At 44.2% G+C, this 22,159-nt stretch carries 19 protein-coding genes; 12 read left to right on the top strand and 7 right to left on the bottom strand.

What is annotated here, in order from left to right; translation table 11 throughout:
• The first annotated feature begins 180 nt into the window (after positions 1-180).
• The 8 genes from rpmH to ACTIE0_RS09260 all read left to right on the top strand — a co-directional run bounded on the left by rpmH (position 181) and on the right by ACTIE0_RS09260 (position 5,700).
• Entirely contained in the window at positions 181-318 is a 138-nt protein-coding gene (gene rpmH / locus ACTIE0_RS09295; RefSeq protein WP_071533534.1) for a 50S ribosomal protein L34, read from the top strand.
• Between the two features lie 187 nt (positions 319-505).
• On the top strand, positions 506-895 hold the full coding sequence (gene rnpA, locus ACTIE0_RS09290; protein WP_006622024.1) for a ribonuclease P protein component: 390 nt from the start codon (positions 506-508) through the stop codon (positions 893-895).
• Entirely contained in the window at positions 867-1,259 is a 393-nt protein-coding gene (locus tag ACTIE0_RS09285) for a PH domain-containing protein (protein ID WP_006622023.1), read from the top strand. The genes rnpA and ACTIE0_RS09285 overlap by 29 nt, the downstream gene beginning before the upstream one ends.
• A gap of 156 nt (positions 1,260-1,415) precedes the next feature.
• The gene (yidC, locus tag ACTIE0_RS09280) at positions 1,416-2,591 is read left to right on the top strand and encodes a membrane protein insertase YidC (RefSeq protein ID WP_006622022.1); all 1,176 of its coding nucleotides are present in this window, start codon (positions 1,416-1,418) and stop codon (positions 2,589-2,591) included.
• An 8-nt stretch (positions 2,592-2,599) separates the two neighbouring features.
• The gene (locus ACTIE0_RS09275) at positions 2,600-3,076 is read left to right on the top strand and encodes a Jag family protein (protein ID WP_006670705.1); all 477 of its coding nucleotides are present in this window, start codon (positions 2,600-2,602) and stop codon (positions 3,074-3,076) included.
• A 37-nt stretch (positions 3,077-3,113) separates the two neighbouring features.
• Positions 3,114-3,620 carry a YceD family protein gene (locus tag ACTIE0_RS09270; protein WP_006622020.1) on the top strand — a complete coding sequence of 169 codons (507 nt, stop codon included), beginning with the start codon at positions 3,114-3,116 and terminating at the stop codon, positions 3,618-3,620.
• Between the two features lie 7 nt (positions 3,621-3,627).
• Positions 3,628-5,133, top strand: a complete 1,506-nt coding sequence (locus ACTIE0_RS09265) for an AAA family ATPase (RefSeq protein ID WP_006622019.1) — start codon at positions 3,628-3,630, stop codon at positions 5,131-5,133.
• A gap of 126 nt (positions 5,134-5,259) precedes the next feature.
• Entirely contained in the window at positions 5,260-5,700 is a 441-nt protein-coding gene (locus tag ACTIE0_RS09260) for an SH3 domain-containing protein (protein ID WP_008051939.1), read from the top strand.
• A 333-nt stretch (positions 5,701-6,033) separates the two neighbouring features.
• On the opposite strand, the gene galT is transcribed toward ACTIE0_RS09260, so the two are convergent.
• From galT to ACTIE0_RS09245, 3 genes are all read right to left on the bottom strand, one after another.
• Positions 6,034-7,044: a galactose-1-phosphate uridylyltransferase gene (galT, locus tag ACTIE0_RS09255; protein WP_006622015.1), complete on the bottom strand. Its 1,011-nt coding sequence runs from the start codon at positions 7,042-7,044 to the stop codon at positions 6,034-6,036.
• Positions 7,045-7,089: 45 nt separating this feature from the next.
• Positions 7,090-8,145: a 4-hydroxyphenylpyruvate dioxygenase gene (gene hppD / locus ACTIE0_RS09250; RefSeq protein ID WP_006622014.1), complete on the bottom strand. Its 1,056-nt coding sequence runs from the start codon at positions 8,143-8,145 to the stop codon at positions 7,090-7,092.
• An 86-nt stretch (positions 8,146-8,231) separates the two neighbouring features.
• Complete coding sequence (locus tag ACTIE0_RS09245; protein ID WP_006622013.1) at positions 8,232-9,632, bottom strand: NYN domain-containing protein; 1,401 nt, start codon at positions 9,630-9,632, stop codon at positions 8,232-8,234.
• A 415-nt stretch (positions 9,633-10,047) separates the two neighbouring features.
• On the opposite strand from ACTIE0_RS09245, the gene ACTIE0_RS09240 reads away from it, so the two are divergent.
• On the top strand, positions 10,048-11,565 hold the full coding sequence (locus ACTIE0_RS09240; protein WP_006670706.1) for a UbiD family decarboxylase: 1,518 nt from the start codon (positions 10,048-10,050) through the stop codon (positions 11,563-11,565).
• A gap of 94 nt (positions 11,566-11,659) precedes the next feature.
• Here the strand turns inward: ACTIE0_RS09240 and ACTIE0_RS09235 are convergent, their stop codons facing one another.
• Positions 11,660-12,457, bottom strand: a complete 798-nt coding sequence (locus tag ACTIE0_RS09235; RefSeq protein WP_006670707.1) for a pentapeptide repeat-containing protein — start codon at positions 12,455-12,457, stop codon at positions 11,660-11,662.
• 135 nt (positions 12,458-12,592) lie between these two features.
• The gene (locus ACTIE0_RS09230; protein WP_006670708.1) at positions 12,593-14,965 is read right to left on the bottom strand and encodes a DNA phosphorothioation-associated putative methyltransferase; all 2,373 of its coding nucleotides are present in this window, start codon (positions 14,963-14,965) and stop codon (positions 12,593-12,595) included.
• Positions 14,966-15,105: 140 nt separating this feature from the next.
• Here ACTIE0_RS09230 and ACTIE0_RS09225 point away from each other — a divergent pair, with 140 nt between their 5' ends.
• Both ACTIE0_RS09225 and ACTIE0_RS09220 read left to right on the top strand, forming a co-directional pair.
• Positions 15,106-16,335, top strand: a complete 1,230-nt coding sequence (locus ACTIE0_RS09225; protein WP_008051942.1) for a potassium/proton antiporter — start codon at positions 15,106-15,108, stop codon at positions 16,333-16,335.
• A 28-nt stretch (positions 16,336-16,363) separates the two neighbouring features.
• Positions 16,364-16,918 (top strand): DUF3124 domain-containing protein, encoded by a 555-nt coding sequence (locus tag ACTIE0_RS09220; RefSeq protein ID WP_006622007.1) that lies wholly within the window; start codon positions 16,364-16,366, stop codon positions 16,916-16,918.
• A 60-nt stretch (positions 16,919-16,978) separates the two neighbouring features.
• Here ACTIE0_RS09220 and ACTIE0_RS09215 read toward each other — a convergent pair whose 3' ends face one another.
• Together ACTIE0_RS09215 and ACTIE0_RS09210 are read right to left on the bottom strand one after the other, a co-directional pair.
• Positions 16,979-17,998, bottom strand: coding sequence for a serine hydrolase domain-containing protein (locus tag ACTIE0_RS09215; protein WP_318285944.1), 1,020 nt, complete (start codon positions 17,996-17,998; stop codon positions 16,979-16,981).
• Positions 17,999-18,016: 18 nt separating this feature from the next.
• Positions 18,017-21,226, bottom strand: coding sequence for an SGNH/GDSL hydrolase family protein (locus ACTIE0_RS09210; protein WP_315662572.1), 3,210 nt, complete (start codon positions 21,224-21,226; stop codon positions 18,017-18,019).
• 362 nt (positions 21,227-21,588) lie between these two features.
• Between ACTIE0_RS09210 and ACTIE0_RS09205 the strand changes: the two genes are divergently transcribed.
• A complete protein-coding gene (locus ACTIE0_RS09205; RefSeq protein ID WP_006622004.1) occupies positions 21,589-21,813 on the top strand; it encodes a hypothetical protein in 225 nt (74 codons plus the stop codon).
• Positions 21,814-22,159 lie beyond the last annotated feature (346 nt).

Here is a 22,159-nt window from a genome sequence, read left to right as displayed (position 1 = left end):
AACGGTGCTTTTGGAATCTTTCTAAAAGCTTTGCGGGATACCGCCTCTGTTACCTTAACGGGTAATAGTGCTATCGTTGCATTGTCCGGGAACAACCGGAAAAATGCCGCGTAAATGTATCAGTGTATGTGCTACAATTAGAGATTGTGATTTTAACACTGATTGTGGGAGGATAGGCAAATGGCTCAACAAACACTCAAAGGAACTAGCCGTAAGAAAAAGAGAGTATCTGGGTTTCGGGTACGGATGCGGACGAGAAATGGTCGTGCGGTGATTAGGTCTCGCCGGAAAAAAGGACGGTCACGGTTATCTGTTTAAGGGATATCCGTTTCACTGGTGGCAGACTTTCAATGGATTTGGGGGAGTGTCAAAGCAGTGGTCATAACCCTGATACGCAAGCGATGGGCTCACGCTTGGCGATTGATATGAGCCCTAGCTTCTATTCCCGCCGGGTGATGCGCCCTCGCTGGTCTAGGTATCCACTGCTATAACTGATCAAATCAAAATGTTGCCTCAAGTAAATCGACTGCGCGCTCCCAAAGATTTTAAGGCAGTCTATACTAGGGGACTACATCGTAAAACTGCTCATTTAACCCTGAGAGCATTAAAACGGTTAGTTCCGCCTGAGATGGATGCAGGGGTCCCCGCGAGTAGGTTTGGTATTTCTATCAGTCAGAAGGTTAGCAAGCGTGCGGTGCGACGAAATCTGCTCAAACGACAAATTAGAGCGGGACTGCGACAGTTATTACCAACAATCTCGCCAGGTTGGGATGTGGTGATTGTGGTCAAGCCAACGGCGATCGAGTGCAATTATGCAGAAATTCTGCGAGAATTAGAAAAGTTGTTAGTACAAGCAGAGGTTTTACATGGGCATTCGGGAGGAGAGCTTTTATGAAGGTGGGCCCCATATTGGTGATCTGATTATAAATTTACTGATCGGATTTACGATTATCGGCTTGCCTTTGACTGTGGGAGCAGTGGTCCGCGCACTGTGGCTGCGTTATCGTATTACTAACCGCCGGGTTTCTGTGATTGGAGGATGGATGGGACGCGATCGCACTGATGTGGTGTACTCAGAAATTGTGAGTGTCGCCAAAGTGCCTAGGGGATTCGGAGCCTGGGGAGATATGGTGCTAACCCTGAAAAATGGCAACCGTCTGGAACTAAGAGCTTTACCGAGATTTAGAGAGCTTTACGACTACATTAGTGAAAAAATTGCTCAAAAACAGGGAAGATCGCCGGGTGTGATCGGTCAGTAACTTAAAATTCACCCATAGTGGTTGATTATATTTCCTTGTGGTCATAGACAATCAGGAAATATAGATTCAATCAGATGGCGCAAAAAAGTTCCACCCTGGGAACTTAATTGTTAAAATTTGTATAAAAAATCAAGCAGCTAGGTTAACTCTTGACGCATGGACTTTGGTATTGGGTTTCTTTCCAACAATTTGATGTTACCGATCCTGGATTTTTTCTACGGGATCGTCCCTAGTTACGGTTTGGCGATCGTAGCCTTAACTCTGGTGATTCGTTTTGCACTATATCCGCTGAATGCCGGGTCAATTCGGAATATGCGGCGGATGAAGGTGACACAACCGCTGATGAAAGAGCGAGTGGACAAAATCCAAAAGCTCTATAAAGATGACCCGGTGAAACAACGCGAAGAGATGAGCAGAGTATATAAGGAATTGGGTAATCCTCTGGCGGGTTGCTTTCCACTACTGCTACAGATGCCAATTCTATTTGCTTTGTTTGCTACCCTGCGAGGATCACCCTTCTCGGATGTTAACTACGCCATTGACCTGCAAATTTTTCCCCAAGAACAAATTGAGCAAATTCAACCGCAAATATATAAGAGTAAGGCTCAGAATGTTTATGTAGCAGATGGTGTTCACTCTTCCGTACAGGCTTTGATTGATACTGGTAATAATTTGGCAGTGGGACAAAAAACCCAGGTGAAATTTCAAACAGCACAAGGGGAAAGTCTACAGTCAAAGCTGGATAGTTACGAAAACCCCAAAGTTAAACCCCATTGGATGGTAACTAAAGGGGAAGATAAGGTTCAGATTGATGATGAAGGGAATTTGGTAGCTGTCAAACCGGGTGAAGTGACAATCCAAGCCAGCCTGAAAGGAATTGCTGCTGATAAGGGATTTTTGTTTATTGATGCCTTGGGACGGGTAGGAGCTTTTGATGATGATGGTAATATCCACTGGGATATAGTGGGCATGATTTTGGGATTCGGGATTAGTTTGTATATTAACCAGGTCCTCTCTGGTCAAAATCAAGGTAGTTCGGGTAATCCTCAACAAGATACGGTTAACAAAATCACGCCAGTTTTATTTACGGGGATGTTTTTCTTCTTCCCACTACCGGCTGGTGTTTTACTGTATATGCTGATTGCTAATATTTTCCAAACAGGTCAGGCGTTTATCTTGTCGCGAGAACCTTTACCGGAAAATCTCCAGAAAATTGTGGAGGAGTCGGAGAGACAAACCGGCAAAAAAGACAAAAAAGACAAGAAACCAGGTGAAAGTGGACGTGCTTCACTTCCTTTTGAACCAGGCGGACATTCTAAGAAGAAGGCATAAACTAAGCAATGGACAAGACTCAAATTAGTCGAGGTCAGGAGTGGATAGAGGAACTCCTAAAACTCGGAGATATTTCGGGTGATGTTGTCCCTACGCAGGAGGAAGACTCCTGCTGGTTAACCATTGACAGTCCCAATCTATCCCCTGAACAGGCTAAAAATCTGATTGGTGATGGTGGTGAGGGACTCGATTCGATTCAGTATTTGGTTAATACGATTCTGAATTTGGGGAAAGACAACGGTGAAAAAGTGGCTTATACTGTGGAGCTAAATGGGTATCGTGCCCGCCGCTACCAAGAGTTAAGAGCTTTGGCGGAAAATGCGGCGAGTCAGGTGCGACAAACGGGGATAGAGTTGGAAATTAAGTCTCTATCTTCGGTGGAACGACGGCTAATCCATAATATTCTCAAGGATAGTGAGGGTGTGGAAACTTATAGTCAGGGGAGTGAACCCGATCGCCGTCTAGTGATTAAAGTGAAAGCCTGACAAACATTTTGGCACAATAAGCGACGGCCACAAGATTATGGATGCTATTTACATCCCTCATTTGCTTAATGCACATCAGCGGACGGTGGAGTTTCAGTTTGAGGAGTTTATCCCGGGTTTGGATACCCTGACTCCGGTGCGAGGGTATATGCGAGTTAGTCATAAGACGACATTTTTGGATGTCCAGGGTCGTGCGGAGACGATTGTAACTTTGACTTGCGATCGCTGTCTGAAACAGTACAACCACCGCTTGAAAATTCTGACGAGTGAGGCGATCTGGTTAGAAAAATCATCTGATTACCAGATCGCTGAAGAGGTGGAGGTGGCTTTTGAGGATTTGGTGGAAACCCTAGACCCTCAAGGGCATTTTTCTCCTACGGATTGGTTTTATCAGCAGTTGTGTTTGGAATTACCAGGTCGTCAACTGTGTGACACGATGTGTCAAGTACCTACGGCCCCGACTGAGGTTTCGGAATCAGTAGATTCAGCGATAGATCACCGCTGGGCAGCCTTGGAAGCGTTAAAAAAACAATTATCTGGATAAAAAAGCCATGAGCCAATTTAACCAGGAGTTTGAATTATTACTGCGATCGCGCTATCCGGTGATTTATATTCCCACATTAGAGGAGGAGCGCCTTGAGTTAACTATCAAGCAGGTAGGTTTGAACCAAGGAAATCGAGCAGTTTATGTGTGGGATTTTGTAGAAGGTTACAACGAGGGAAATCCTAATGATATGGGATTTGCAGTTCGTAACCCCCTCCTCGCCTTGGAGTTTGTGGAAAAAGTGCCGGACACGACACCGGCGATTTTTATTTTGCGGGACTTTCATCGGTTTTTAGATGATATTTCCATTTCTCGTAAAATCCGTAATCTGGCGCGTCGCCTCAAGTCTCAACCGAAAAATTTGGTGATTATTTCCCCCCAAGTTACTATTGCTGAAGACCTCAGCGAAGTGATCACGATTCTGGAATTTCCATTGCCCGATCGCCTCACTATTGCTAAATCGGTGGAAAGCCTATTGATGGCAACGGGAAAAACCCCAGAGCCACGTCTGTTAGATGAAATGGTGCGCTCGTTTCAGGGTCTGTCTCTGGAGCGCATTCGCCGGATTTTGGCTAAGGCGATCGCTAATCATGGGGAACTACAACCCAGTGATATAGAGCTGATTTTGGAAGAGAAACGCCAAACTATTCGCCAAACTCAAATTTTGGATTTCTACCCCGCCAAGGAAAATATATCTGATATTGGCGGACTCGATAACCTCAAAGATTGGCTACTGCGGCGGGGCGGCGCTTTTTCGGAACGGGCGCGACAGTATGGATTGCCCTATCCCCGTGGTTTGCTACTGGTGGGGATTCAGGGGACGGGTAAATCTCTGACGGCTAAGGCGATCGCTCACCATTGGCATTTACCCTTATTACGTTTAGATGTGGGGCGGTTGTTTGCGGGACTGGTAGGGGAGTCGGAATCTCGGACTCGCCAAATGATTCAGTTAGCAGAGGCTCTCGCTCCCTGTGTCCTATGGATTGATGAAATAGATAAAGCCTTTGCGGGGGTTGATGGTAAAGGGGATGCCGGTACAACTAGCCGGGTATTTGGCACTGTGATCACTTGGTTGGCTGAAAAAACTTCTCCGGTTTTTGTCGTGGCTACTGCTAATAATATCCAATCTTTACCGCCAGAAGTTCTGCGTAAGGGTAGATTTGATGAGATATTTTTTGTGGGTTTGCCTAACCAAGATGAGCGGAAAGCGATTTTTGAGGTACACCTAACTAAATTGCGCCCCCAAGGTCTCAAAAATTACGATATCGATCGCCTAGCTTATGAAACGCCGGATTTCTCTGGGGCGGAAATTGAGCAAACTTTGATTGAAGCTATGCACATTGGTTTCAGTCAAAATCGTGATTTCACCACTGAGGATATACTGGAAGCCGCCAGTCAAATGATACCTCTGGCTCGTACTGCTCGCGATCAGATTCAATTTTTACAGGATTGGGCGGCGGCGGGTAAGGCTAGATTGGCTTCCCGACAAGATAGCCTCAATAAGCTATTTTAGACGGGGACTAGGTTATTTAATTTGTGGCTCGCCTTGATGTGGTTCCAATGTTCGCTATCATCAGGTTTCATTGAGCCGATTGTTTTTGGCGATCGCGATCAGATAATAAATGTTTCCCAAAATACTATGAGTCTTTATGGCATCTTTAAGTTTTTAGTCGGTGTGTTCCTAGCTATCTTGATTTTGGCGGGCGCAACTCTGGCCGCCGCTTTGTACTTTGCCGCTAGGTTGACGGAACTCCCCCAACGACCGACTTTTGCTACTGATCAACCAGTGGTGGTTGAAACAGCCAGCACCCCTACTCCTGAACCTACTCCTGAGCCTGAGCCTGAACCTGAGCCACAATTAGAGGAGGGGACCTATCGGGCGATCGTGGTTCAACCCATTGGGTTAATTATCAGGGATAGTCCTAGCCTTGATGCTAACCGGGTCGGTGGGGTCGGATATCAGGAAGAGGTTATCGTTTTGGAAGATAGCCAGGATAGACAATGGCAGCGGGTTCGCGCCGCCACTGATGAAGGTCGCACCGGTTGGGTAAGGGGTGGCAATACCGAGCCTATTAACTAAATCCTTGGCTTGACGGAAGATGTGATCTGGAACACAACTTTAACCATGAGGCGATCGCACTTAGGGTATGAAACCCATCACCAATTTCCATCAGTAAATTCACTGATTTATTTGATCGCGATCACTGCCAAATCTGGGAAAACTTGGGATCATATATAACACTTACCTATTTTGAGCATCAAAGCTCACTCATCTTTCGTAGTATCTCACTGGATTAGTGTCTAAAACAAGGCTAACAATTCAGAACGCGGTTTTCATCAGATATAAGCGGCCTCTTGGGTCGCTTTTTTTTGCTCCTGTAGGCGGCCCTCAGAACCAGCCCACAGCAATCTTTCAAATACTAGAGGGAATTTTGACAGAGCGTAAAAATTCGGCGCTTTCTTCGGGAACAGATGTATTAATATACATTCCGCTTCCCAGTTCAAAGCCGGCGGTTAAGGAAACGCGGGGAATGATGGCAATATACCAATGGAAATAATCCGTGCGCTGTTCAGCCGTGGGTATGGAACGAATGGTATAGTTAAAATCGGGGTTGTTTAAACCAAAATAAAATTGAGACATTACTACTTTGAGGGTTTGGGCTAAATCCTCTATTTCTAAATCCGTAATTTCATCAAAGGAAGAAGCATGATTACGGGGAAAAACCCATGTATGAAAGGGGGAAAGCGCCGCGTAGGGAATAAATGCGGCAAAATGCTCCCCTGCGTAAATAATGCGATCGCCTGCTTTGAGTTCGTCTTTTAGGGTGCGACAAAAAAGACATTCTCCCGTATCATCGTAGTAGCGGACTGCTTCTCTAGCGCGATCGCGCCATTGATAGGGAACAATAGGAAGGGCTGCAATTTGGGAGTGAGGATGTTCTAAAGAAGTCCCAGCACTTCCTCCGTGGTTTTTAAAAATAATGATGGTTTCAACTCTAGGGTCTTTTCGTAGTTCGCCATAGCGTTGGCGATAGACCCGGAGAATATTGCTAATGTCTTTAATATCCATCAAAGCAATATTTAAATCGTGGCGAGGGTGTTCGATTACTACTTCATGATATCCCACTCCCGACAGGGATTTAAAGATACCTTCACCATGACGAACTCGTTGACCAACATCAGAGAGAGCCGGATATTTATTCCCTACTACTCTCACTCGCCAACCACCATTATCAGCCAGTCGTAAACACTCTTGAGTTCCGGTTAGATGTTCATTTCCGGGACAAAATGGACAGTCATCTCGGTAGGTAGGTAAGGGTTCTAGTTTAGACAAGGGGGGCGCAAATTCATGGGGTCTTTTAGACCTTTCTGAGGCAATAATTACCCAGTCTCTAGTGATTAAGTTTTGTCGTAGTTCAGTCATTATATTTTCCTAAGTATGAGCATAAATAGGCGGTTTTGAGGGTGGTTAACTACGGTCTATCTGTTGCCTTTCTATCGCTTCAAAAAGAGCCTGAAAATTGCCTTCACCAAATCCTTGTGCTGACTGACGACGTTCTATTAATTCCCAGAAAAAAGTGGGTTGATTAAAAATTGGATGGGTGAAAATTTGCAACAGCATTGATGCTGAATTTGAAGGATGCCAGTCTACTAAAATTTGATTTTTTTTGACGAGTTCCCAATCTTGCTGTAGTCGGCAAGCAGCTCCCCTAGCCTCGATTGTATCATAATAATTTTCGGGAATTGATAAGAATTGTAAACCCTGATTTTTGAGAAAACCAACGGTTTCAATAATGTTGGTTGTCGTCAGTGCAATATGTTGTATTCCTGAACCTCGGTTAAAATTCAAAAATTCTTGAATCTGGGAATTTGGGGAGGCGGGTTCATTGATGGGAAATTTAATTTTTCCTTGGGGGGATGTCATCACCTGACTGTATAAGCCAGAGTAATCAGTTTGAATGTTAAAACTTTGTTCGGGGTTGAGTCCTAAAACAGAATTGTACCAGTTTGCCGCAACATTGAGATCACCTACTTCGACATTTAAGACGACATGATCAATGGCTGTTAAATGAATCGGCGATCGCTTTAGTTTAATTGGGTATTGACAGCCGGGAAGCCATTTATAGGGGGAAATAGCCTTAACTTCAATCAGGGAATGTTGCAAGGAACCCCAACCGGAAATAATTCCCCATTGACTAGCAGCGATCGCACTATCATGGCTTTGTACGGGTTGCAGAAGTTTTGCGCCGCCAGAAATAGCGCGATCTATTGTTTCGGATAAATTGTCTACCCGAAAGGCTATATCAGCAATTCCGGGGGGGTGTTGGCGGAGAAAGTTCGCCACCGGACTCTGTGGGTGGCGGGGTGAGGACAGGAGGATATAAATCGGACCATTGGCCATGGTGATTGTATGATCGTGATCATTGATGTTTTGTCCCACCTCCTCAAATCCGAATTTGTCGATAAACCAGTTGCGAGATACTATGGCATCCTCAACATAGATATGAATGTGGTCGAACTCCATAAATTAGTGATGACAATTTGGCCATAATTGAGACAATCCACCTTTTAGTATAAGAGATACAGACAGGCGATCGTGGGTAAATTAACTCAGTTCGGATTTAATAAACCAACCTGCCAACCTCTGGAGGTTTGTTTGAGGTGAAAGGAACCGCAAGACTCCAAAAAATTGGGTAATTTTTTGCTATGATTCAATTGGCGAAGTAACTTATTGATAGGTACATGATATTTGGTCATAAAATTACTCGCTAAAATTGAGACATCCACTAAAGAATTAGGGGATTTTTTAGTTATTTCTTTGATAATACTAACTAACGCATTTTCTAAATCATCGGTGGATTTGATTGGTGTCGGTGTAGTGTTTGATTTATTTTTATGGGCAGTCTTGGGTGGTAAGCTATCCGTAGAAATCGTGAAATTTTCATTAAATAAAGTTACATAAATTTGAGATTGATCTGAGATTTTATGTACCGCAAAAATCAGAGGGTTTTTGAGAAAAATATCCTGGACTTTAAAATCAATAAAGTGTTCAGCAATTACCTGGCTCAAAGTCAATTTATGTTGATGATGATAAAGGCTAGATATTTTGGTTAGCTTAATCCAATAGCAATTAGTGCGCTTTTGTTCAGCCACAATTAACTCTTGCAATTGTTGCAGCAATTCTTCCACTTTGGGAATAACTTTTTTGGACGATGATAAGGAATATTTTTGAGTCGTGCCATTTTGACTATTAAATACCACAATTTGGTCTTGATCTTTGCGGACATGATAAACAGTCAAACCGTGAGATTGTAAAGTATTACAGAGATGAATTAAGGCTTGATCTGATGAGCAAACCAGCACTTCTCGCGCCGTAGGATAGTGTACAAAAATTGATGACCCCACCGTTGCCATTTTGAAATCCGCGCTATCCTTTCCTGCGGGTACATGAATCAACTGATAGCCTCGTTGATGAAACTCGGCATCTTTTTTGCCTAAACTGCGCCAGTTCGCAAAAGCCACCCTAATTTGTAAAGGATAATGACAGATTTTTTCTAAAAACTTTTCGGCGTCAGCGTTTAGCTGAATATTTTCCGCATCAAGTAGTAGAATACTCGCTCCTTTATCAATCATTCCATTACCATTTAAGTTAGGAATCGAAGCATTTAGATGTTGGTTTTTATCGTAATTGAGGAGTTGCTGAAGTTTAGGCTTGAGTTGATTAAAGGTATTAGTAGCGATCGCTTCTGAATTTAGCAGAGATCTCAGATAAGATCTCACCCAAGATAGCAATACTTCGGGGTTAGGCGCTTGACCCAACCCGTGATTCAATTTAGCTAACAGTTTAGTTTTATACTCAGGTTGTTCCCAGGAAACACTCTGATAGCGGATATGTAAGCACTCCGGGTGCTGTTGTTGAAACGACACAACGGTCTGATAGATCAGGTTACTGATCTGATTAACCGCCGTAGTTCCATTATTCGTCTGTGGCACGAGCGACTTATGGGGCATACCCCTACACAAACCGTCAAAATTTGTTCTCTATTCTTTAGATTAGCATGGAGGATGGCGATCGGGTGGATCATCGTCAATAACTATGATCCCCCATCCGACTAATGGCTTAACTACTCCTCTTTTGGGGTCTAATCACGCACCCCAACAAGATTATACCCCTGACGTTGATAATGATATCATACTTGGGTATAATCAGGGGATAGGATCATCAGCAAACCTACGGACATCTAAGGGTTATAATCATCTGAGCCAGGGACTCTGGCTGTCCGGGACTCCGTGGATAGTGATTTCCCGTTGAGGGAACAGTGAGGCAATAATGGTTCGATCGCACCATAATTGAGGTTTGATAAGTACCATGATTAACAGGATTATGTCACAATAGAAAACAGTTAATTGAAAAACTGTAAAAATCATGGCACGAGATCTGCGGGGATTTTTGAAAATATTAGAAGAACGGGGACAGTTACGAAGAATTAGCGCCCTGGTAGACCCGGATTTAGAAATTGCCGAAATTTCCAACCGAATGCTACAGTGTGGCGGTCCTGGGCTGTTATTTGAAAATGTCAAAGGTGCCGCTTACCCGGTAGCCGTGAACCTGTTGGGGACCGAACAAAGGGTCTGTTGGGCGATGAATATGGAACAGCCCCAGGAGTTAGAAGAATTAGGTAAAAAACTGGGGATGTTACAGCAACCTAAACCACCTAAAAAAATCTCCCAGGCGATAGATTTTGGTAAGGTTTTATTTGATGTGGTGAAAGCCAAACCTGGGCGGAATTGGTTTCCTCCCTGTCAGGAGGTGGTGATTGAGGGAGAAGAGGTAGATTTAACTAAAATTCCCATGATTCGCCCTTATTCTGGTGATGCGGGAAAAATTATTACTTTAGGATTGGTAATCACTAAAGATTGTGAAACCGGAACTCCTAATGTAGGTGTATATCGCTTACAATTACAGTCTCATAATACCATGACTGTTCACTGGTTATCCGTGCGTGGTGGCGCGAGACATCTGCGGAAGGCGGCGGAAAATGGTAAAAAGTTAGAAATTGCGATCGCCCTAGGTGTTGATCCGCTGATTATCATGGCGGCGGCTACTCCCATTCCCGTAGATTTATCTGAATGGTTATTTGCGGGATTATATGGGGGTTCTGGGGTACAATTGGCTAAGTGTAAAACGGTGGATTTAGAAGTTCCCGCAGATTCAGAATTTGTCCTAGAAGGAACTATCACCCCAGGGGAAGTGCTACCCGATGGACCCTTTGGTGATCACATGGGTTATTATGGGGGTGTCGAAGATTCGCCACTGATTAGGTTTCACTGTGTCACCCACCGCCATGATCCTATTTATTTAACTACTTTTAGCGGACGACCACCCAAAGAAGAGGCGATGATGGCGATCGCCCTTAATCGGATTTATACTCCTATTCTGCGCCAGCAGGTATCAGAAATTTGTGATTTCTTTTTACCAATGGAAGCCCTCAGCTACAAAGCCGCAATTATTTCCATTGATAAGGCTTATCCCGGACAAGCGCGGCGCGCGGCTTTAGCCTTTTGGAGTGCTTTACCGCAGTTTACCTATACCAAATTTGTGATCGTGGTGGATCGAAATATTAATATCCGCGATCCGCGCCAAGTAGTATGGGCGATCGCCTCAAAAGTTGACCCATCAAGGGATGTATTTATTCTCCCCCATACCCCCTTTGATAGTTTAGATTTTGCGAGTGAAAAAATTGGTTTAGGGGGAAGGATGGGTATTGATGCGACCACCAAAATCCCCCCAGAAACCGAACACGAATGGGGGGAAGCCTTAGAATCTGATCCAGATGTCGCTAAAATGGTGGAACGTCGCTGGGCTGAATATGGGTTAGGAGATTTGAATTTAAACGAAGTTGACCCTAACAAATTTGGCTACGAAATGAACTACATTCAGTGACCAAAACCAGACTTTAGGGGCGGGTTTATTGGTGCTATTTACCGCTATTTACAGCCAATAAATAAACTCAAAAACCCGCTTTTTATGAGTTGATTTAATCAACAATTGCCCCCCGAATTTTCAGGTCAAACTTGGCATTTTCCGAAAGTCCAATCGCCCCTTTAAATTGAGCGCCTTCTACTTGAGCATTAGTCAAAAAAGCGCCACTCAAATTAGCCCCTCGCAAATCTGCGCCCTTGAGATTAGCCTCTTTCAAATTCACCCCAATTAAATTAGCTTCCGTCAAATCAGCATTAGTTAAATCATGTTTTTGACCCCCATGATTAGAAATTTTCCAAATCACACGCCACTTAGGGTCTAACTGAGTGTCATCATTAATTAAAGTACTACTCAAATTAGCCCCCCTAAAATCAACATTGAGTAACATAGAACCACGTATATCTGCACCAATCAGATTAGTATTATTTAGTTGTGCATCTTGCAGGTTAGCATTACTCAGATTAGCCCCAATCAGTTTGCTTTGAGTTAAGTTAGCCTGTCTGAGATCCGCGCCAATTAGCTGGGCATAAATTAAATTGACACCACCCATACTGGTACTAAATAGTTGAGCCTGATTAAGAGAAGTCCCCATCAAATTAGCCCCATTCAAATAGGCTTTGGTCAAATCTGCACCCCGGAGATTAGCATGACCCATATCCGCATTAATTAAATTAGCTTCTATCATTTCTGCTAGACTTAAATTCGCTTGAGTAAGAGTAGCATTCATCAAATTAGCTTTATTCAGATTAATGCTATTAAGATCAGCCCCTTGAAGTTGAGCGCCAATTAAAATAGCCTTGTGAAAATCTCGCTCCCCTTGAGCATAAGATGCTAGTAATGTTTCAGCATTCATCTGGCTTTTATCTCCTAGTTAGTTAAAATTAAAGGGCAATTGTCCGGGTCGTTAATATCAATATCATCAATGAGTCGTGGCAGGTTAAAAAACACAAAAATATGCTACTATGGAGAGGTTTAAGATGATAATGAATTACTCCTCACTGGGTGTGGTTTCCTGGTTTTCTGTTCCGGTATGGTCGTCCACAGATTGGGATTTTGGGCGACGATTTCGGCGGGCTGATTTCATCAGTTTAACCTGATAAGGATCAGCATCCGATCGCCAATAAACTCTATGTCCTCGAATTTCCGCGCAGTGTTCCTCCAGACATTTTAACCAACCTCCGAGGGTTTGAATAGCTGATTTGTCATCCAGAAGCCCCCAGTCTTGTTCCTGACAGGTAAGTTTAGCAAACTTTTCATACGAGGGATAGTCTGGGGTAACGAAGGCTTCCTTAGCATAAAGAATCGGAGCATTAGCACCCTGATAACTTCGATAACTGACCTGGAGATCTCGCAGGTCGATCGCCATTTTGGTTTGTAGGACCGGATGAGGATTAGTATCAAAATCAGGATAAAATAAATAGGTTATTTTCGGCGTTTTAATATGAAATTTAATCAACGTTGTTCCTTCTAAGCGTCCAATCGTCTGATGGGCGCAACCCTCATACACCCTTAACAGGGGGTCGAGTTTCTCTAGGGCGCTAATATGAACCCAAAGGGAGTTTGGGCGCTTCTGACCTATTTCGCTATGATAACAGCATTCAGCAATTATATCAGGGTTCCCCATACTATAAAGCATGACATCAGCCAAAGCACAAGCCTTCTTATAGCTACCAAATAACCCTTTAATGTCATTTTTGACCTGTGCAGATAAATCCGACAATTTCGGACGTTTTCCAAACTGACTGAGGGCTAGATAAACCAGCAAATCTTGGCGACGACGATCTGCTACTTTTTCCCATTCTTGTGAGTTAGTGGCTTGCATAATTACCTTAAAAGCGCGTTTAATAGTTCCAAATTCTGCCTCAATTTCGGAAGTTTGTGGCAGTTCTGACCCCACCGGAAGCCGACCGCGATCGCACAAAAACTCTATCAAAGGTTGCAGGAGTTCTTGATATTCTTCAAAACGCTTAACCTGGACACAAATGCGGGGAGAAGAAACTCGCGATCGAAATCGGGAGGCGCGAAAATTCTCAGCTTCTGATTCATCTCTAAATACCAAATAAACACCCAAATCAATCGGGATTGAATCCACATTCAAAACCTGATCAATATAGATTTTCAACTCCTCTTGCTGGTAATACTTTTGAAAAGTATTGCGATTAGTAATCACCCCATCTCCATAAGCAATAATACCACGATCGCAATCATCAATCAAAATTTGCGCTGCCACAATTAACACCCTTTCCGTTAACTCCCAGGACCGAATTAATGCTTCCCGTCTTTCCACCTGACATTCAATCACATTAATCACATAACCCAGATTCACAATTTCCGATACAATTTGGGCAGTTTCTGGGGAATAGTAAGGGTCCCAACCTGCTGATAAATAACCGCGATCGCTTATTTGTTTTAAATCACCTCCATAACCACAACCATAATCAAAGAAACTGCTATTTTCCCGAAATAATCCCGCTTCCAGCGCCAGGCGTACAGGGCGAGATAAACTTTTCCGAATTATCGCAGCTTTGTGGCGTTCAATGCGAGGAGTAATCGTAGCTGTTTCCCATTCCTGATCAGACAGATACACCACCTGATGATCCTGAATCGCCACACCACATCTAACCAGATGATTTAACCAACCTTGGCGGGTTCCAATACTGCTATAAAGTCGAGTTTTTTTACTCAACAATCCTAGCTTTTCCTCCATCTGGGTTAATTGGTAAAAACTGTCATAAAGGGGATAGTCCGCCGCCACAAAAGTTTCTTTACGGTGTAGGATAGGCGGGTTATTGCTGTTAGTATAGTTAGAAAAATTTACTCTACCCCTAGGGACTATCACTTGATAACTCGTGGCTAAATCCGGGTGAGCATCTGTATCAAAATCTGGGTAAAATAAATAAGAAATAATCGGTTTATCCGTATGAAATTTAATCAGAGTTGTGGGGGGAACTGGGTTAAGCGCTTGGCGGGCTAGATGTTCATACAGGCGCAGCAGCGGGTCAAGGCGGTTAAGGGCAGAAATATGCACATACAGCGCGGCGGGGAGTTTTTTACCAATGGGGCTTTGGTGACAACAATGGGCGATCGCCCTAAGTTGATGAAGGGCTAGTAAAAGCTGGTTAACCCTCACACAGGCTTGCTGGTAGCTACCAAAAGTGCGATCGATTTCCTCATGCCACTGTGTCGAAAGGTCACTAAATCGGTTAATCTGGGGGGGAAGCTGAAATTCAATCGCTTTCTGGGCTAAGTATAAAATCAAATCATCGGCGGTGGGGTGAACATTTAAACCCGTTGTTGGGCGGTGATTGATGGCAAAATCCCAACTGTCACTGCTACACTGAATGACATCATGGTTGTTCATTGCAACTGATCTCCACAGTCGGACTATCTTAGCAGCTATTATATGACATAAAGACCTCCAGGAAAATTCCTCCCTTGTCTTTTTTCAAAAAGATTGCTATATATTTAGCAGTTTCCGCCAAACCTTAACCGAAATTTTAGATGATTGCGATCGAATATTTATCTATTGCCATTGCTATCCTGCTGTTAGCTAGTGTCATTGCTAGTAAAGCTGCCATTCACTTAGGTGTTCCTAGTTTGCTACTGTTCCTAATGATTGGAATTGTCACGGGTTCCGAAGGTATAGGCGCTATTGAATATAACAATCCCGAATTAACCAGGACTATCGGAGATATGGCGCTGACTATTATTTTATTTTCCGGCGGACTAGATACTAAGTGGGCGAAAATTCGTCCCGTGTTAATTCCCGGACTCACTCTCGCTACAGTAGGAGTCGGGTTAACCACTCTTTTATTAGGGATTTTTGCTTGGTTTATGCTGGGTTCCTTTTCCACCTTTAATATTGGCGTAAGAGGAATTAATTTAACTGAAGGATTATTGTTAGGGGCGATTATTTCTTCTACTGATGCAGCCGCCGTATTTTCAATTTTGCGATCGGGTAATTTAGGTCTGCGGGGAAATCTGCAACCTTTGCTAGAATTTGAATCTGGCAGTAATGACCCCATGGCCGCTTTACTAACTATTGAAATCGTGCAAATCTTGGAACAAGGGCAGTTCTCATTGTGGTCTTTAATCCTATCGGTGATTATGCAAATGTTGATGGGCCTGGCGATGGGATATGGCTTGGGCAAGGGGACAGTTTGGGCCATTCGTAGCATGAATTTAACTGCTGAAGGGCTATATTCTGTAATGACACTCGCTCTAACTTTGCTGACCTATGGTTTAAGTACCGTTGTCGGTGGTAATGGTTTTCTGGCTGCTTATATAGCAGGTTTAGTGGTTGGCAATTCCCACCTTCCTAGTGCAGGAAAAAATATTTTTAGTTTCTATGAAGCCCTAGCTTGGCTGATGCAAATTATCATGTTCTTAAACCTAGGATTGCTAGTGATTCCGTCCCAACTTATTCCTATCGCTGCGGTGGGAATAGCAATGGGTTTATTTTTAATTTTCGTGGCGCGTCCCATTGCTACCCTTTCTTGTCTATCATTAGTAAAGATGCCAATAAAAGAGAAACTATTTGTTTCTTGGGTAGGTTTACGGGGGGCTGTTCCCATTGTTTTAGCAACTTTTCCTTTAACCGCTGGTATTCAAGGTGCTAATCAGATTTTTCATGTCATCTTTTTTATGGTGATTGTATCTTTACTGGTTCAGGGTCTATCCCTATCACCTCTAGCTAATAAACTTGATTTAATGGCGGAGTCAGAAAATTAAAAATCTCAATTTGCGGGGTAAAATTATCATGAAAATCAACATATTTATAGGGGCGATATTGGCGGTGATTTTAGTCGCCTGTACACCCCAACCAAGTACCATAACAGGTCAACAACAATCGGGGTTAGAATCAACTACAACCGAAAAATTTACCGATGCGGCTCAAACCATTGATATTAGTGAAATTCAAGCTATAGCAGGACAAACTGTTTATATTCCGGTTTACTCTCATATCTATTTCCGAAACACCCAACAGGCTTATAATTTAGCCAGTACACTTAGTATTCGCAATACAGACCCAAATTCTCCCATCATTATCACTTCTGTGAGTTACTACAATACTGATGGTAATTTGGTTAAAAATTACCTTGATAGTGCCCTGAAAATGCCACCTCTCGCCAGCATGGAGTTTTTTATTGAACAAAGCAATACTAGCGGGGGTTCTGGTGCTAATTTTCTGGTTGAATGGGTATCAGAAAGCGCCGTTTCTGAACCGATAATGGAATCAGTAATGATTGGTGTATCAGGAACCCAGGGGTTAGCTTTTACCAGTCGAGGACAAGTAATTAATAATCAACCATAGATAATTAGATGGTTTTCAGAACCCCCTCGCTGGGGGAGAGGGTTACTTAACTACAGTCGATTAAAATTCATCCTCAAGAATAACTGCCAGAACCCGCTCAATGATATAATCGGGAGTGGTATTAGTATCTTCATCCAGCAAAACTACAATAGTCATTTCCTCATCAGGAAGATGCCATAAGGCTGATGAATAACCATCTATTCCCCCAGTGTATCCCCAAACATCTCCCCATTCTTTAGCATCCCAACTATTAACTCCTAAGCCATAAAAACCCCCCTCATTATCTGGAAACCAATTAATCATTTGATCAAAGGTATCCTCATTTAAGAGTTCATCAGTCATAAATAGGGTTTCGGCAAATTTTCCCACATCATAAGCACTGGAAATTAAGCCACGATCGCCTAAACCAGTGCCTAATTTTTCCGGACTGATGCAATTTTGACAACTCTTGTGTTTCGGGGGGGGAGTTTCGCGGTATTCGGTAAAGGTATCCTTTAAACCGAGGGGGTCAAAAATCCGCGATCGCATTTCTTGATACAGAGGATTTCCGGTTACTGCTTCCACAATCAACTCTAGCAAAATATAGTTAGTATTCGAGTAACAATGACCCGCGCCAGGAACCCCCAGAGATTCTAAATTATCTGCCAAACAGATAGCCTCTTTAGCCGTCAAAAACTGATTTTTTTCCCGTTGACTAGCGGCTTGTTGAAACTCATCAGTTTCCAGGTAATCATCTAAACCGCTGCTATGATTAAGCAATTGTCGAATGGTAATTTTATCGCTATTTTCCAGGCGATCGCAGATTTCCTGATCCAGCCATTTCGTCAAATTATCTTCTAAATCAAGGCTACGATTTTGGTATAATTGTAAAACCACCGTAGCCACAAAAACCTGACTAATACCACCAATCCGAAAGCGATCGCGACGCTGGACTTTATGGCGTTTGGTAACATAAGAAAAACCCGATGCTATCTCATATTTGCCTTCAGGGGTTGCCACATAAAGAACTCCCCCCGGCACATTTTGTTCCGCCGTCGCTTCATCTAAAAGAAATTGTAAACTTTCAGTTAAGGCCATCATCATTACAACTAGAGTGTATTATAGTTTAGGATTAGTTATAATATCATTATCCGGCCAAGGAATCACCTTTTGAGTCGCCAAATATTCAGCCACAGCGATCGCGCCATAGCGGTTGAGATGACTAGGGTCAGAGAAATAGTCATAACTATCTGACCAGCGCCACCCCAAATCGAGAAAAACCAAACCCGTTTCAGCAGCCACCCTCTCCATGTGTTCACGGAATTTCTCCTCATAGGCACTGCGAACCGGGTCAAAATAATGATCAGTTAGTGGCATATTGACAAATACCACAGGAATCCGAAATGATTGAGTATAAGCGATTATATTCTTCAAAGATTGGGTCTGAATGCCGTCTAATTGAAAATTTTGATAATCGCTATCATAATAACCCGAAACCTTAGCATGATTTTGATAGTAAATTTCCGGGTCAAAGCGCACCGATAAAGGCAAAAATCCATTGGGCAAAAATCTAGCTTCCTCCTCGGTTTCTGCCTCGGCTAATTCCTGTTGTTCCGAGGGGGTTGGCGGGGTAGCAAAGGCGCGACCATTAGCAATAGATTGTAAAACTGCCTTGAAGCGATCGCGCTGTCTATAGGCTTGGGATACCTGGGAAATTTGTTCTTGAATAGCCTGTTGAAACTGCTGTTGGTCCCACCTTCCGTCTAGGGCATTTTCCGTCAATGCTATCAAAGTTTCCTGAAGATTTGGGGGTGGTTCAAAGGAATCTGGGGGGACAATTTGAAAAGTTCCTTGGCTAATTTGTTGATAGGCTTCTGATGCAGAAATCGCCTGATAAGTCCGGTCTTCTCGACCACTATTTAGCGCCCGCACCCCATCAGCTAAAATAATCAACTGAGGCAATTGTTCAGGGGGCAAAATCCGCCGAATAATTAAATCAACAATTTGCACTGTTGCCCCATTTATGCCAAAATTAAACACCCGTAAAGGCGGATGACCTTCTGCTACCAATCCCCTACTCAAAACCTCTGGATCAATGCCTCGCAAGGCGCGAGAACTGCCGATAATTAGTATATCTGGGGGTCTTTTATGGGTGGCGATATATTGTTGATAGCGGACAATCTGTTCATCTAGTTGTTGGCTGCGGAAAGTCGGGTAAACAAATTGCGACAAACGGCATTGAGTATCATCAATATCACAAGCAGCAGCGATCGCCGATTTTCCTGGTCGGGAAGTAAAACCAGAGTGATTAAAAACCCCATCACCTTCACTCACAGCCAACACCTGTAAACTCGATAGCCAACCCGTGGGGGGGTCTTGTGTCAAGGTAGGGACTTGTTCCCCTTCAGTTTCCGCCTCCGAAATATCAGCAGAGATAGCAGTCATAGCAATAGAATCAAGCAGACTCCCCACCAGGCGATCGCTCTGCCAAACCATCAGCAATCCCAGTAGCCCACAAGCCACAGCCAGAGCGCGTTTCTGATACCTCTGAGAGGTTTTTTCAACGACAATATCTGGGCAGTTTTTACTGGTAAATAACTGAGAAGCCATCAAAACTTGGCTAATGGTTTCGCTCAGGTGATGCAGTGCTGATAAAACCTGAGATGATGGCAAATCACTATCTGCACCATCAACATTAATAGCCGGAGAAAATACCAACTGTCCGACCTGTTCTCCCACCGCCGTGGCGGTTAATTCTGAGTCGATAAAATCTTCCGAAGCAGTTAATGGTTGATCTATCTCCGTCGGTTTTAAGGAAATACCATAGCGCCAGAGGGGGTGTTTTTGACCCGCCCGCCGTCCATAGATGCGGACTCCTTCCACCCCTTCAATTCCTTGGGCTTGTAAAAATCTAGCGATCACGAGGGCGACGCGAGACTGAGAAGGACAAGTAGGCGCTTCTGTCATCACATGGATAAATTTCCCCTTGCGTAACGCCAGAACTTTAATTCCCCCGGTGGCGAGTTTAGTTTCTAGGTCAGGGTTAATCAGACGTTCAATTTGGAATTTAATCGCATCGATATCCCCTTGGGCGGCGAGGGTCTGGGTGGGGGTTTGCAGGTCGGGATGTTCAAAAGCAGGTAAATTTAGCCAATCAATCCAAGTCGGCTTTTGGGCTTCTTTACCTGTGGGGCTGATTTCTACGCCGTAAATAGTGGCGGCGCGAATACCTTGGGGGCCGATCGCATTTAAAATTTCCCGACAAGCGGTGACAACGGTTTCCTTCTGGGGGGAGAGGCGACGACGATGATTTTTCGTATCTCCTAATTGGTGACAAAACAGGTGTAGGGTAGATTCTTTCAGAGTCGCCCTAAGTCCAATATCTAGTGCCGCTAGTTTTTGATTAAGCAGAATGGCGATCGCCTCAGAGTCTCCCCAGCGCGCCCAATCTTTCAGAATGCGATCGGGGGGAGTTAGGTCAATCCGTAGCATCCAATCCGCTTTAGTTTCCCCTTCCACCCTTAGTAAAATGCAGGCATCGCGGAACTCTTGCAGTTGCAATTCCCGCAGTCTACTAGCTATAGGTTCCGCTAATAGGGAAGGGTCTGGGCTGTAGGCTGACTCACACAGTACCCATAACCGCCGCCGTTTAGATCTCCATAGGGTTGATTTGTCGCTTTTCTGGTTGCGAATGCTGACTTTGACGCTGACCCCCAACCCGCCCATAATTTCGCTCAGAATACTGGCGATCGCATCAGGATTACCCCGGCGGGCTAAATTTTCCGGGGTTGCCACTAGGGCTGGTTCCACCGGACTATCGGGAGGGGTAGCTAGGTCAGTTGGTGGCTGCTGATTTTCCGCCTCCGTGTCATTAACCGGGGTAATGATGACCCGGGGCTGGTCAGAAACAGTAGTCGTTGAGGAAGATGGGCGATCGCCAATGAATGTGCGATCGGCTATATCCCCCAACCATTTACGCAGTCCCACACCCTGACCCTGATCTCCTGTTGACCGAGGGTGCAGTGCGTGTACTGTAGCCGAAGTCGGATAATCCAGTTTAACCGTCCACTCCGGGCGTTTAGCACCTGTCTCGCGACCCGAAACAAATATCTTATAAATTTTCGGCGCATCGCGGGGCAGCAAGGATTCTAGTGGCGTGCGGTCTAAAGCCATCTTGAATTGAGACACCACCACCGTCTCTCGAGGAGAGGGCTGTCCCTCGCACAAAATATGTAAATGATTCCCTCGCAACCTGGTCTGTACCTCAACCCCGGCTGTGGCGATCGCATCAATTGACCATTGCGTTAATCCTGAATAATCCCTAACCACGCGCTACATTACGCCAAAATAAGTTACAATCTACACAATTCCGAATTCCGGGTTCATGGGTACTCTCAGGCTTAAACTCCTGAAAGAACCAACTGACCTCGCTTCCCAACTCTTGGCAGCACCAGACAGGCCACTGCTTGCCACGATCTTACTGTTTTTATGTTCGTTTCGAGAGTCTAACCGGCTAATTAAGCCCCGACAATACCATTATACATATTCCCATAGTCAATTTTCCCAGGGGACGCGGTAGCGACCCGCCCGCACATATTCAGCATAACTCAGCGGCCTCTCTGACGGGAAGGTTGCCCCGGATCACATCTTCTGGCATAGTTAGCTTAACCAACTGTTGAGGCAAGTTACAGATGTCTTCTGCTGATGATACCCCTGTTTCCGACCCTATAGCCCCGAAAACCCCCCTTTTACCTTCCGATTTGCTTTTGGGGTTGGCCACAACCCCTGTGGTTGTGGCTTTTGCTGCCATTCCTATAGTGCAAGAGTTGGTGTTGAGTCTCAGTGAGGGTAGCGAGGAAGTTTTCCGAGGCGCGCGCTTACCCGTCCTCCATTTTCCTAACCAGGGAAGCTACTAGCCTCCCAACCTTCCCTGGATGTTTATTTGCCCCATAATTACTCACCAAATACAGGTAATAAATTCAGCAGCCCGAATTGATGAATAAGGGCTGATGGGAGGGGATATTTACCCTAGGGGGAAAGCCGATTACCTGGGGTAAATATATCTGGCAATATGTCCCCAAAATGCCTCTCACTGATTATAGCACAACCGGGGCTAATTTAATTGATAAATTAGATACAATCATCGAAAATTTGATAGTGTGATGATGGGAGTTTCTTAGAAATTTCTGGGGAGATATTTCACCGAATGTCTACCGGGCAAGTATAATGTTTAAGATATTCTTGCTAACTACGGAACAGGCC

Origin of the sequence: Limnospira sp., from assembly GCF_051859755.1 — a bacterium.
In the GTDB taxonomy this organism is placed as follows: Bacteria; Cyanobacteriota; Cyanobacteriia; order Cyanobacteriales; family Microcoleaceae; genus Limnospira; species Limnospira fusiformis.
The sequence above is the reverse complement of the archived record's forward strand: the minus strand, read 5'-3'. Positions and strand labels throughout refer to the sequence as shown.